Below are 13342 nucleotides of genomic sequence, written 5' to 3'. Positions count from 1 at the left end.
ATGCAGCGCAGTGAATCACGATTGCGTTGTGAGCCGGCTGCGAGCGTTTGCCGCGTCACATCGAACCGAGGAATCACCCCTTTGCAGGAGGCTTGGATGCACAACGACGGGAATGTAGTGCCTTTGCACAAGGCGGCTACCGATCAGGCGAGTCCGTCACCGCTCGCCCGCCTGCCGGTGATTCTGCTTCAGGTTCGCGACAAGGCTGCGCAACAACTCAGGCATGGCTTGCAGGCGCTGTTCGATAACGCCGACGATACGTTGTTCGAAATGGCCGACCGGGCGCAGAACAATATCGACCAGAATACCTTCTTTGAAGCCATGCGCGACTTGCGCCTCAAGCGCAAAAGCATCGAGCGCGGCTTTCTCGAGAGCTATTTCGAGGCCTTTGTCGGCCTCATCCAGTATGACCAGGCACACGCCACAGCACCGCTGGCGATGAGTTTCGACCCCTCGACCGACTTGCCCCATGATGACCTGGAGCGGCAAGTGGCGCTGGAAGGCATGGTCACCAAGGCACTCAAACGGGACGGCCTTGCCTTGGGCCAGCTGACGGCGCGTCTGAGCGCGCTGCTGGGCAAGCCCCTGGATGACTCGCATAACCCCATCGGGCCGGCGATGCTCTGCGAGTACTTCTTGCAGGCCGGGCGTAATCTGGGCGTAGAGATCAAGGTCAAGCTGATCATTCTCAAGTTGTTCGAGCGCTATGTGCTGAGCGACGCGGATCAGCTCTACGCGCAAGCCAACCAGTTGCTGATTGCCACGGGTGTCCTGCCTGAGCTCAAGGCTGCCCCTGCGCGCCGCTCAACCGATCGTGCGACAGCCCGCGTTCATGCTGAATCCGCCGAGTCGGGCGCCAGATCCAGCAGCATGCAAATAGACGAAAGTGTGCAGGAAGTCTTCGCCGCATTGCAGGCGTTGCTGTACCCCGTGCGCGGCAGTGTTGCACCGACCCTGGAAGCCAGCGCCCAGACACAGCCCATCTCGACCCGCGACCTGCTGCGTCTGCTCTCGCATTTGCAGCAGTATGTGCCGGCCCCTGCCGCGCAGGATGATTTTGACCTACGCAATCAGCTTGAACAGTTGCTGACCCGGGTCAGCGTCAAAAGTGGCAAGTCGCGGGTGGTCGGCGTGGCGGATGAGGATGTGATCAACCTGATCGCCATGCTCTTCGAATTCATTCTCGACGACCACAATTTGCCGGACTCGCTCAAGGCGCTGATCGGTCGCTTGCAGATCCCTATGCTCAAGGTCGCGGTGCTCGACAAAAGCTTCTTCAGCCGCAGCAGTCACCCGGCCCGGCGTCTGCTCAATGAAATTGCCGCGGCCGCCATGGGGTGGGGGCAATGTGATGATCATCAGCGCGACAGCCTGTACCTGCGCATCGAGCAGGTGGTGCAGCGGCTGCTGAATGACTTTGTCGATGACCCGGTGATTTTCTCCGAATTGCTGAGCGACTTTCTTGTCTTCACCGAAGAACCGAGCATGGTTGAGGTAGTACAGGAGATCGTCCTGAGGACGGCTGACGAAGGCCCCATCGAAACAGCCTCTGCACGTCTGGCCGAAGATGACGCCGCTTTGCGGCAGGTCGATCAACTGCGCCAGGGTAATTGGGTCGAGTTTCAGGAGGACGACGAAAATACCCTGCGCTACAAGCTGGCCGCCATTATTCAGCCGACGGGCAAGTACATCTTCGTCAACCGTACCGGTCTCAAAGTTCTGGAGCGCAGCCGCACGGGGCTGGCGCTGGAGTTTCGCCGTGGCGCGGTGCGCACGCTCGACGACACCTTGTTGTTCGATCGGGCGCTGGAGTCGGTGATTGGCAATCTGCGCCGACTCAATCGCGGCAAGTGATCGCAACCTGAGGGGCGATCACGGCATACTGGACCCCATCAAAGCCGTTGTTGAAGGAGCCTGTATGCAGTTGGACCCCGCGAGCGGTTGGTTTGAAGGCGTGCGTCACTGCCCGTCACCCAACTTCAATGCGCGCCCCTCGGGCGAAATCTCCCTGCTGGTGATCCACAACATCAGCCTGCCACCGGCGCAGTTTGCGACGGGCAAGGTGCAGGAGTTTTTTCAGAACCGTTTGGATGTCACCGAGCACCCTTACTTTGAAGGGATCGCCGACCTGCGCGTGTCTGCGCATTTCCTGATCGAGCGTGACGGCGCGATCACGCAGTTTGTCTCTTGTCTTGAACGGGCCTGGCACGCTGGGGTTTCCCGGTTCGAAGGGCGCGAAGGATGTAACGATTTTTCCGTGGGGATCGAGCTTGAAGGCACCGATGATCTACCGTTCACTGAGGCTCAGTATCAAGCGCTGGTTGCCCTGACGGGTCATTTGCAGCGTACGTATACGGCCATCACCCACTCGCGTATTCAAGGCCATAGTGATATTGCACCTGGGCGCAAGACGGATCCGGGACCGGCGTTCGACTGGGCACGCTATCGCGCAGCTCTGGAAAAAGGGGAAGCACAATGAGTTTTCTGGTGTTACTGCTGGCGGTCTGGATCGAGAAGTTCTCGGCCTTGCGTCATCAAGTTCAGCGCGACAGCGGATGGTTGCATGAGTTGGCCAAGCGTGAAGCCAGCCCAACGCTTGCAAATCGGCCTTGGCTGGTACTGGCATTGCTGGTGCTGTTGCCCGCAGCGTTGCTCGGATTGTTGTTGCTGGTGCTGGAACCGGTGTTCTACGGTTTGCTGGCCTTGCCGGTGCATTTGCTGGTGGTGATTTACAGCCTGGGCCGTGGTGATTTGCTCGCTGGTCTGGGACCGTTTCGTGATGCCTGGCGCCGTGAAGACCTGCAAGCAGCTGCGCATGTCGCCAAACGCGACCTGGACATTTGCGCCGACAGTGGCGAGCAGTTACTGCAAAGTGTACAAGCCCATTTGCTGTGGCAGGCGTATCAGAGCTTTTTTGCAGTGATTTTCTGGTACTTCCTGCTCGGCCCGGTGGCGGCCTTGAGTTATCGCTTGCTGGCCTTGGCCGCCGAGCACGGCAAGAACCCGGCACTGGTTGAGCGCGCCGCACAATTGCGACATGCCTTTGACTGGCTGCCGGTGCGCTTGTTGGCCGCGAGTTTTGCCCTGGTCGGCAACTTCGTCGCGGTCAGCCGGGTGATGCTCCATGAATTGTTGAACTGGAACATCAGCGCCGCGCAACTGATCGAGAGCGTCGGCAGGGTGGCGGGCGAGATTCCGGCGCCAGTGGTGGGGCCAGAAGGGATCATCAGCCTGGATCAGCTCTGGGAACTGCTACTGCGGGCGGCGGTGGTCTGGTATGCCGGGTTTGCCCTTTGGACCGTGTTGTCCTGAGAAACACCGAATATCTGGAGTGGGCACCCTGTGGCGAGGGAGCTTGCTCCCGCTGGGTTGCGAAGCGACCCTGAAACTTTCAGCGTTTAGCCGGGCTTGCGACCGCTATGCGCTCGAGCGGGAGCAAGCTCCCTCGCCACAAAGAAGCTGCGGTCTACCCGCCGTTAACCTTAAGTTACAAAACCTCCCTTCGATTTGAGCTATACAGAAGTAGCGCGCCATAGTGGCTATCTGCTGCATCTGCGTGCCTGCCAATAAAAATAAGAAATGAAAGAGGGACGTCTGTGAAGAGTTTGCTCTATCCCGCCGTTGCGCTGATGAATCGCCTGAGCTTCGGCATGAAGTTCAGCCTGATCAGCGTGCTGTTTTTCTTTCCCATGCTGGTGACCAACTTCTATCTGGTCCGCGACTCGTATCGCGAGTTCCAGGGCACCCAGGTCGAATTGCAAAGCCTTGACCTGTTGGGCAGTGGCCTGACGCTGCGGCGGGATCTGGAAACCTTGAACAATCTGGTGCAGATCAACACGACCCTCGGTCAGTCCGGCAAGGCAGGGGATACCGAGTCGAAGATCAGCGCGCTTGAGCAGAATGTGCTTGCGCATTTGCAAGGCCTGACCGCGACGGCCATCGATCCTGAGCAGGTCAGTATTTTTGATGGCAAGCGCGATGAAATGATCGCGGCGTTCAAGGCTCAACAAGCGGAAACGTCCCTGCAAAGCAAAAGTGCGCTGATCGGAAAACTGGTCGGCAATGCGCAGATTTTCGCTCAGCTCATCGCCAGCCAGGCCGGTCTGAGCCGTGACAACCAGAGTGACCTGCGTCAGTTGAGTGAGCTGATCACCAGCGTCACCCCGCGTGTCACGCAAATCCTCGGCGAAGGCCGAGCGATGGGGGCCTATTCGCTGGGGCAGGGGTTTCTCAATTCCGCTTCGAGCACCCGCTTCGATGAGCTGCTGGCGCAAATTGAAAAGCTTCAGGCCGAATACGCCTTGAAGTTGCAGGACGCACTGGGTGCCAGTAACGCCGCACGTGAGGTGCTGGAGCCCTCGTCCAATGCCAGTAAAGCCACGCTCAAGCAAGCCAGCGAGCTGTTTGAAGAACAAGTGATCATGGCCGACACCCTCGATAAACCCTGGCAGGGGTTTTACGATCAGGTCACCGGGTTGATGGACAAGACCTATCAACTGAACGAGGCGGCGCTGAAGTTTTTCAGCGTTCAATTGCAGCAACGCCTGGAGCAGAACCGCACGCACATGCTGTTGCAAGTGGTGGCGCTGTCGGTGGTTTTCGTGCTGATTTTCTATCTCTACGGTGGTTTCTACGCCTCCACCCGCACCACGCTCAAGCGCCTGGGCGGGGTCATGGACAAAGTGGCTGCCGGTGACATGACCGTCACGTTCACCGCCCACAGCCGTGATGAGCTGGGTGAGCTGGGCAACGTCTTCAATGGCACCGTGGCCAAGATTCATGACCTGATCGAGTTGGTCGGTAAAACCGTCAACGAGGTCGAGCGTCAGGCGGGTCAGGTGGAGACGGTGTCGGCCCAGAGCAATCAGGCGGTGGCGGGTCAGCGCTCTCAGATCGAGCAGGTCGCCACGGCGATGAACCAGATGTCGGCCACCGCTCAGGAGGTCGCACGCAGTGCGGCGGCGGCTGTCAGCAGCGCCCACAGCGTCAACGACGAAACCATCAGCGGCCGCGGGTTGGTCGAGTCGCAACAAGGCAGCATTGCGCAACTGGCCAGCGAGATCGACTCGTCGGTGCAGGTGATCAATCAACTGGCCAGCGACAGCCAGTCCATCAGCCGCGTGCTGGATGTGATCAAGAGCATCGCCGAGCAGACCAACCTGTTGGCGCTCAACGCCGCCATCGAGGCCGCCCGTGCGGGCGAGCAGGGACGTGGTTTTGCGGTGGTGGCCGATGAGGTCCGCACCCTGGCCAAACGCACCCAGCAATCGACCGAAGAAATCGAACAGATGATAACCAAGCTACACGGCGGCGTTGGTGCGGCGGTGAAGGCCATGGGCGTCAGTCATCAGATGGCCAGTGGCACGGTCGGTCAGTCGGAAAAGGTTCAGCAAGCCCTGGAAAACATCCTGGGCGCGGTGGGTATGATCGTCGATCAGAACCAGCAAATCGCTGCAGCCGTCGAGCAGCAAACCGCGGTAGCCCACGATATTGATCAGAACATTGTCGAGATCAACCGGGCCGGCGAGCGCACCGCCGAAGGGGCGCACCAGACCGAAAACGCCAGCCGTGCACTGTCGGCCCAAGTGGTGCAGTTGAAGCACTTGATCAGTGCCTTCAGGGTTTGAGATCGGTGGGCGGCTTATGGCCGCCGCTAGCCAGGCCGCCAAGGCTCACACCGACTGATTACCAGTTGAACAGCTCACAGGCATTGGCGGTACTGGCGGCGGCCAGCTGTTCGGGGCTGAAGGCCATGATTTGTGCCAATGCCGTGCAAATCGCCGGCAGATGAGCAGGGCTGTTGCGTTGTCCGGGGTACATGGCGGGGGCCATGTCCGGTGAATCGGTCTCCAGCACCACCGAGGTCAATGGCAAACCGGCGATCACCTTGTGCATGCGCAAGGCTTGTGGCCAGGTTGCCGCGCCACCCAATCCCAGTTTGAAACCGAGTTTGATGTATTCGCGGGCCTCTTCCTGGCTACCGGCGAAGGCGTGGATGATGCCGGCGCGTTTGAGCCTGAAGCGTTTCAAGGTGGCGATGACCGTCGCATGGCTGCGCCGCACATGCAGCAGCGCCGGCAGCCGGAAGTCTGCCGCCAGTTGCAGCTGTGCTTCAAACAGCGTTTGCTGGCGTTCGCGGTCCAGGTCCTCAAGAAAGTAATCCAGGCCAATTTCACCTACCGCACACAGTTGCCGATGACCGGCCAGACGCGTCAACCAGTCTGCCAGCTCGGTCAGGTCGGCAGGGCGGTGCTCATCGACGTAGACCGGATGCAGGCCAAACGCGGCGTGCAGGTCCGGATCGCTTTGCACCAGATCCCACACCCGCTGCCAATTGCGCTGATAAACCCCCAGCACCACCATCCGCTTTACACCCAAGGCGCGGCTTTGAGCCAGCAGCGCCTGACGGTCTTCATCGAAATCCGGAAAGTCCAGATGAGTGTGGCTGTCGATCAGCTCCACGTTTCAGTCCTGATGGATACGTTGCTTGAAGGTCCGCGCGATGGCTTGCACGCCGGGTTGGTAATGGGCTTCTTCAATCGCCGCTAGGGCCAGTTGCAGGGCTTTATCGGCGATCAGTTGATGCTGCTGGGCCATGGCGTTGACCGGCAGCGGCAGGAAGTCCAGCAACTGTGTGTCACCAAAGGTGCCGAGGCGCAGCGGGCGCGACTTCAACGGGAAGTCATGCAAGGCATCGAACACGCCTTGAAGCAGCACGTAGGAGGTGGTCACCAGCGCATCGGGCAAGTGGCCGAGGCGTTGCAGCAATTCTTCCATCAGTTGCCGACCGCAGTCACGGCTGAACGACTCACCGTGTTCGATCAGGATCTGGCCTTTGAAATCGACCAGGGCCTGCTTGAAGCCAGCGGCACGTTCCTGGCTGATGCTCAGCTCCGGCCGCGCACCGATCAGCGCAATCTGCTTGGGCTCCGGCTGCAACAGGCTGCGGGTGAGGTGCAGGCTGGCTTCGCGATCATCGCTGATCACCGAGCAAAAATGCTCGGGCTCCATGACCCGGTCGATGGCAATGATTGGCAAGCCCTTGGCTTGCAACTGGCGATAACTGTCATCGCCGACCGGCAGGCAACTGGCGACGATCAACGCATCGCAGCGTCGTGCGCGAAACAGTTGGAGCAATTGCCGCTCGCTGTCGGGGGCGTCGTCGGAGCTGGCGATCAGTAACTGATAGCCACGCGCCCTGGCGCCCTGTTCGAGGAGCTTGGCGATTCGCGCGTAACTGGGGTTTTCCAGGTCCGGCAGAATGAAGCCCAACGTGCGGGTGTGCCGACTGCGCAACCCGGCCGCTTGAGGATTAGGCGTAAAGCCATGTTGCTCGACCACCGCGCGTACACGCTCGACGGTGGCGTTGCTGATGCGCTGCTGTTCGGCCTTGCCATTGATGACATAGCTGGCGGTGGTGACAGACACACCGGCCAACTGGGCAATATCACTGAGTTTCAACCCGGCATTTCCTTGTTTTTTCGAGCTTGCCTCGACATTTTGTCCAATCCTACCCGATTAAGGCAGGCGACCCATGTCGCAGCTCATCCGACAAGTTGGACTTCAAGGTTGGTAGATTATCGAGTAACGTGCAAACTCATCTAGATTAAACGTTTCAGCAAGCGTATTTTCTTCGCTATTGGCTCTTTTATCCGGTTCTGCCGTGAAACCGACAAAGGATGCCCTGAAAAAGAGTGCTCCGATTTAAAGCCTAAACTGATTCAATCAAAACAATACCTGGTGCGACCCCCGCGCCAAAAAGGAGAAAGCATGCTCGAGCTCACCATAGAGCAGATATCCATGGGCCAGTCGGCTGTGGATAAAGCCGCCGCATTGCGTTTGCTGGCCGACAGGCTGGTCACCGATGGTCTGGTGGCCGAGGGTTATCTCAGCGGATTGCAGGCGCGTGAAGCCCAGGGCTCGACCTTTCTCGGTCAAGGCATTGCCATCCCCCACGGAACCCCTGATACCCGCCATCTGGTGCATACCACCGGCGTGCGCCTGCTGCAGTTCCCCGACGGGGTGGACTGGGGCGACGGCCACATCGTGTATCTGGCGATCGGTATCGCGGCTAAATCCGACGAGCATTTGCGCCTGCTGCAATTGCTGACCCGCGCCCTCGGCGAAACCGATCTGGGCCAGGCCTTGCGCCGCGCCAGCAGTAGCGACGCCTTGCTGAAACTGCTGCAAGGTGCGCCGCAAGAGCTGGCGCTGGATGCGCAAATGATCGGTCTGGGTGTCTCCGCCGATGACTTCGAAGAGCTGGTCTGGCGTGGTGCGCGGTTGTTGCGTCAGGCCGACTGCGTGAGCAATGGTTTTTCTGCGGTATTGCAGCAGGTCGAAGCATTGCCGTTGGGCGATGGCCTGTGGTGGCTGCACAGCGAACAAACGGTCAAGCGCCCGGGTCTGGCTTTCGTCACCCCGGACAAACCGATTCGTTACCTTGGCCAACCGTTGAGCGGGCTGTTCTGTCTGGCCAGCCTCGGCGAGGCGCACCAGGCCCTGCTCGAACGTCTCTGCGCCTTGCTGATTGAAGGGCGCGGCCACGAACTGGGGCGCGCTACCAGCCGCCGTGCGGTGCTCGAAGTGCTCGGCGGCGAGTTGCCAGCCGATTGGCCGAGTGCGCGTATTGCCCTGGCCAACGCCCACGGTTTGCACGCACGGCCGGCGAAGATTCTCGCGCAGTTGGCGAAAAGTTTTGACGGTGAGATTCGCGTACGCATCGTCGACGGTCAGGACAGCGCGGTGTCGGTGAAGAGCTTGAGCAAGCTGCTCAGCCTCGGTGCCCGCCGTGGGCAGGTGCTGGAGTTGATCGCCGAACCAAGCATCGCCGCCGATGCGTTGCCAGCGCTGGTGGCCGCTATCGAAGAAGGTCTGGGCGAAGAAATCGAACCTTTGCCGACAGCGAGCGCTCAACGCGAGGTCATGGCTGAAGTCGCCCCGGTTGTCGTTGCTCCAGCCTCCGGCAGCCTGATTCAGGCCATCGCCGCCGCGCCGGGGATTGCCATTGGCCCCGCGCATATTCAGGTGCTGCAACCGATCGATTACCCGTTGCGTGGCGAGTCCACGGCCATCGAGCGTGAGCGTCTGAAAACCGCCCTGGCCGATGTCCGTCGCGACATCGAAGGGTTGATCCAGCGCAGCAAGGCCAAGGCCATTCGCGAGATTTTCATCACCCACCAGGAAATGCTCGACGACCCGGAACTGACTGACGAAGTCGACACTCGCCTCAAGCAGGGCGAGAGCGCTGAAGCGGCGTGGATGGCGGTGATCGAAGCAGCGGCCAAACAACAGGAATCCTTGCAGGACGCGTTGCTCGCCGAGCGTGCGGCGGACTTGCGCGATATCGGTCGGCGGGTGCTGGCGCAACTGTGCGGCATCGAAACCCCAAGCGAACCGGATCAGCCCTACATCCTGGTGATGGATGAAGTTGGGCCGTCGGATGTCGCGCGCCTTGATCCGACCCGGGTGGCCGGCATTCTCACCGCGCGTGGCGGCGCCACCGCGCACAGCGCCATCGTCGCACGGGCCCTGGGTATTCCGGCGCTGGTCGGTGCTGGCGCGACGGTGTTACTGCTGGCGCCGGGCACGCCGTTGCTGCTCGATGGCCAGCGTGGTCGTTTGCATGTTGACGCCGACGCCGCGACCTTGCAACGCGCCGCTGAAGAACGTGACAACCGCGAGCAGCGCCTGCAAGCGGCAGCGGCCCAGCGTCACCAACCGGCGCTGACGACGGACGGCCATGCGGTCGAAGTGTTCGCCAACATTGGCGAAAGCGCAGGCGTGGTCAGCGCGGTGGAGCAGGGCGCTGAAGGCATCGGTCTGCTGCGCACCGAGCTGATTTTCATGGCCCATTCGCAAGCACCGGACGAAGCCACTCAAGAAGTCGAATACCGGCGGGTGCTCGATGGCCTGGCCGGGCGGCCGCTGGTGGTGCGCACCCTCGATGTCGGCGGCGACAAGCCGTTGCCATATTGGCCGATTGCCAAGGAAGAAAACCCGTTCCTCGGCGTGCGCGGAATTCGCCTGACTCTGCAACGTCCGCAGATCATGGAAGCGCAGTTGCGTGCCTTGCTGCGCGCCGCTGACAACCGTCCATTGCGGATCATGTTCCCGATGGTCGGCAGCGTGGATGAATGGCGTCAGGCACGGGACATGACCGAGCGCCTGCGTCTGGAGATTCCGGTCGCCGACCTGCAACTGGGGATCATGATCGAAGTGCCGTCGGCGGCCTTGCTGGCGCCAGTTCTGGCCAGGGAAGTCGACTTCTTCAGTGTCGGCACCAATGACCTGACCCAATACACCCTGGCCATCGACCGTGGTCACCCGACCCTGTCGGCCCAGGCCGATGGCTTGCACCCGGCGGTCTTGCAACTGATCGACATCACCGTGCGTGCCGCCCATGCCCATGGCAAATGGGTGGGCGTGTGCGGCGAACTGGCGGCGGACCCGCTGGCGGTGCCGGTGCTGGTCGGTTTGGGCGTGGATGAGTTGAGCGTCTCGGCGCGCAGCATCGGCGAGGTCAAGGCACGGGTCCGTGAGCTGAGCCTTGCGCAGGTAAGGCATCTGGCCCAACAGGCCCTGGCCGTGGGCAGTGCGAATGAAGTGCGTGCATTAGTGGAGGCTCTGTAATGGCCAAAATCCTAACACTGACCCTCAACCCGGCGCTGGACCTCACGGTGCAGTTGCCGCGTCTGGATCCGGGTCAGGTCAATCGCAGCGACGCTATGCATACCCACGCCGCCGGCAAAGGCGTGAATGTGGCGCAGGTGCTTGCGGACCTCGGGCATCAGCTGACCGTCAGCGGCTTTCTCGGGGAAGACAATCTTCAGGCGTTCGAAGCGTTGTTCGCCCGCCGTGGTTTTGTCGATGCGTTTATTCGCGTGCCGGGGGAAACCCGCAGCAACATCAAACTGGCGGAAGCGAACGGGCGCATCACTGACGTCAACGGTCCTGGGCCGCTGGTCAATGAGGTCGCGCAGCAGGCGTTGCTCGATCGTCTGGATCAGATTGTTATCGGCCACGACGCGGTGGTAGTCGCCGGCAGTTTGCCGCGAGGCATCAGTGCGCATTGGTTGCAGGCGCTGTTGCTGCGCCTCAAGTCCAAGGGTTTGAAAGTCGCCCTGGACACCAGCGGCGAAGCCTTGCGCGCAGGTCTGGCGGCTGGCCCGTGGCTGATCAAACCGAACACTGAAGAGCTGGCCGACGCTCTGGACTGCGAGGTGGTTTCGGTGACCGCCCAAGCCGAAGCGGCGAGCCACTTGCATGCTCAAGGTATCGAACACGTGGTGATTTCCCACGGTGCCGATGGTGTGAACTGGTTCAGTGTCGGCTCGGCGATGCACGCCACGCCACCCAGGGTCAGCGTTGTCAGTACGGTGGGCGCAGGCGATTCGTTACTGGCAGGCATGCTCCACGGTTTGCTCAGTGCCGATACGCCTGAGCAGACCTTGCGCACCGCCACGGCGATTGCCGCTATGGCCGTCACGCAGATCGGTTTCGGTATCGGCGATGCTGCGCAACTGGCGCAGCTCGAACAGGGCGTGCGCGTGCGCCTCCTGACAGAACAATAAGAGGGTTGGTCATGAAGTTAGCCATTGTTACTGCCTGCCCGAATGGCATGGTCACCAGTGTGCTGTGCGCCCGTTTGCTCGATGCGGCTGCGCAGCGTCAGGGCTGGATGACCTGTGTCGAAGTGCACGATGCCGCGCACCCGGAACGCCAGTTGTCCGCCGCGACCCTGGAAGCGGCCGAGTGGGTGTTGCTGGTCAGCACCGGGACGGTGGAGATGTCGCGGTTTGTCGGTAAACGGGTGTTCCAGAGCACACCGTCCCAGGCCCTGCAAGACGTCGATGCGGTGTTGCGCCGTGGTGCTGAAGAAGCGCAGGTCTACGTCGCGTCGCACGCCGTCGTTGAGCCTGTAGTCGTCAGCAAAACCGCGCCGCGTCTGGTGGCGGTCACCGCTTGCCCGACCGGTGTCGCTCACACCTTTATGGCTGCCGAAGCCTTGCAGCAAGCGGCCAAGCGTCTGGGGTATGACTTGCAGGTGGAAACCCAGGGCTCGGTCGGTGCGCGTAACCCATTGAGCGCTGCAGCGATTAGCGATGCTGATGTGGTGCTGTTGGCGGCGGACATCGAAGTCGCCACCGAGCGTTTCGCCGGCAAGAAGATTTACCGCTGCGGCACCGGCATCGCCCTGAAACAGGCCGAAGCCACGCTGAACAAGGCCTTGGCCGAAGGCACGCAAGAAACCGCGTCGACCGGCGCCAAGGGCCCGGCCAGGCAAGAGAAAACCGGCGTCTACAAACACCTGCTGACCGGCGTCTCGTTTATGCTGCCGATGGTGGTGGCCGGCGGTTTGATGATCGCGCTGTCGTTTGTCTTCGGCATCACCGCGTTCAAGGAACCGGGTACGCTGGCGGCGGCACTGATGCAGATCGGTGGCGATACCGCGTTCAAGTTGATGGTGCCGCTGCTGGCGGGTTACATCGCTTACTCGATTGCTGACCGTCCGGGCCTGGCGCCGGGGATGATCGGCGGACTGTTGGCGAGCACCCTGGGCGCCGGTTTTATCGGCGGGATCATTGCCGGTTTCATCGCCGGTTATGCGGCACAAGCGATCAATCGTTATGCACGCCTGCCGCAAAGCCTGGAAGCGTTGAAGCCGATCCTGATCATCCCGTTGCTGGCGAGTCTGTTCACCGGTCTGGTGATGATCTATGTGGTTGGTAAACCGGTTGCCGGACTGCTCGAAGGCCTGACCCATTTCCTCGACAGCATGGGCACCACCAACGCGATACTGCTCGGGGTATTGCTCGGCGGCATGATGTGCGTCGACCTCGGCGGGCCGATCAACAAGGCCGCTTATGCGTTCTCGGTAGGGCTGCTGGCGTCGCAAAGTTATGCACCGATGGCCGCGACCATGGCCGCCGGCATGGTGCCGCCGATTGGCCTGGGCATTGCCACCTTCATCGCCCGTCGCAAGTTTGCCCAGACTGAGCGTGAAGCCGGGAAAGCCGCGTTGGTGCTGGGGTTGTGCTTTATCTCCGAAGGGGCGATTCCGTTCGCCGCCAAGGACCCCTTGCGGGTAATTCCGGCGAGCATCGCCGGTGGTGCATTGACCGGTGCGCTGTCGATGTATTTCGGCTGCAAACTGATGGCGCCCCACGGCGGGCTGTTCGTGATGCTAATCCCGAATGCGATCAACCATGCGTTGCTGTACTTGCTGGCGATTGTCGCCGGGAGCTTGCTGACGGCGGTGGTCTATGCAGTGCTCAAGCGCACGGAAGTCGCCGAGTTGGCATTGGAGCCGGCCAACGCCTGATCGCCATACACTGTGGGA

Annotated in this window: 9 protein-coding genes and 1 pseudogene; 8 read left to right on the top strand and 2 right to left on the bottom strand. The window is 61.0% G+C overall.

The genetic code is table 11. The features are described 5' to 3' along the window. Positions 1 to 96 precede the first annotated feature (96 nt). The 5 genes and pseudogenes from NTD87_RS03445 to NTD87_RS27950 all read left to right on the top strand — a co-directional run bounded on the left by NTD87_RS03445 (position 97) and on the right by NTD87_RS27950 (position 5627). A complete protein-coding gene (locus NTD87_RS03445; protein ID WP_262111904.1) occupies positions 97 to 1854 on the top strand; it encodes a DUF1631 domain-containing protein in 1758 nt (585 codons plus the stop codon). Positions 1855 to 1918: 64 nt separating this feature from the next. Then, positions 1919 to 2479: a 1,6-anhydro-N-acetylmuramyl-L-alanine amidase AmpD gene (gene ampD, locus NTD87_RS03440; protein ID WP_262112061.1), complete on the top strand. Its 561-nt coding sequence runs from the start codon at positions 1919 to 1921 to the stop codon at positions 2477 to 2479. After that, entirely contained in the window at positions 2476 to 3312 is an 837-nt protein-coding gene (gene ampE, locus NTD87_RS03435) for a regulatory signaling modulator protein AmpE (protein ID WP_262111903.1), read from the top strand. The genes ampD and ampE overlap by 4 nt, the downstream gene beginning before the upstream one ends. 317 nt (positions 3313 to 3629) lie before the next feature. Further along, positions 3630 to 4721: pseudogene (locus tag NTD87_RS27955) on the top strand (methyl-accepting chemotaxis protein); the annotation flags it as partial. Next, positions 4698 to 5627, top strand: a complete 930-nt coding sequence (locus NTD87_RS27950) for a methyl-accepting chemotaxis protein (protein ID WP_410017457.1) — start codon at positions 4698 to 4700, stop codon at positions 5625 to 5627. The pseudogene NTD87_RS27955 and the gene NTD87_RS27950, both read left to right, overlap by 24 nt. A 58-nt stretch (positions 5628 to 5685) precedes the next feature. Here NTD87_RS27950 and NTD87_RS03425 read toward each other — a convergent pair whose 3' ends face one another. Continuing rightward, positions 5686 to 6462 (bottom strand): TatD family hydrolase, encoded by a 777-nt coding sequence (locus NTD87_RS03425; RefSeq protein WP_262111900.1) that lies wholly within the window; start codon positions 6460 to 6462, stop codon positions 5686 to 5688. A 3-nt stretch (positions 6463 to 6465) separates the two neighbouring features. Then, positions 6466 to 7461 carry a catabolite repressor/activator gene (gene cra, locus NTD87_RS03420; RefSeq protein WP_262111898.1) on the bottom strand — a complete coding sequence of 332 codons (996 nt, stop codon included), beginning with the start codon at positions 7459 to 7461 and terminating at the stop codon, positions 6466 to 6468. Positions 7462 to 7770: 309 nt separating this feature from the next. On the opposite strand from cra, the gene ptsP reads away from it, so the two are divergent. From ptsP to NTD87_RS03405, 3 genes are read left to right on the top strand one after another with little or no spacing between them, the layout of a single operon-like run. After that, positions 7771 to 10632 (top strand): phosphoenolpyruvate--protein phosphotransferase, encoded by a 2862-nt coding sequence (gene ptsP, locus NTD87_RS03415; protein ID WP_262111897.1) that lies wholly within the window; start codon positions 7771 to 7773, stop codon positions 10630 to 10632. Then, positions 10632 to 11573 carry a 1-phosphofructokinase gene (pfkB, locus tag NTD87_RS03410; protein WP_262111894.1) on the top strand — a complete coding sequence of 314 codons (942 nt, stop codon included), beginning with the start codon at positions 10632 to 10634 and terminating at the stop codon, positions 11571 to 11573. Before ptsP ends, pfkB begins: the two co-directional genes overlap by 1 nt. Positions 11574 to 11584: 11 nt before the next feature. Then, on the top strand, positions 11585 to 13324 hold the full coding sequence (locus tag NTD87_RS03405) for a PTS fructose-like transporter subunit IIB (RefSeq protein ID WP_262111893.1): 1740 nt from the start codon (positions 11585 to 11587) through the stop codon (positions 13322 to 13324). The last annotated feature ends 18 nt before the right edge of the window (positions 13325 to 13342 follow it).

It is taken from the genome of Pseudomonas sp. 6D_7.1_Bac1 (genome assembly GCF_025465945.1).
Lineage (GTDB): Bacteria > Pseudomonadota > Gammaproteobacteria > Pseudomonadales > Pseudomonadaceae > Aquipseudomonas.
This window is presented reverse-complemented; position numbering and strand designations above follow the sequence as displayed.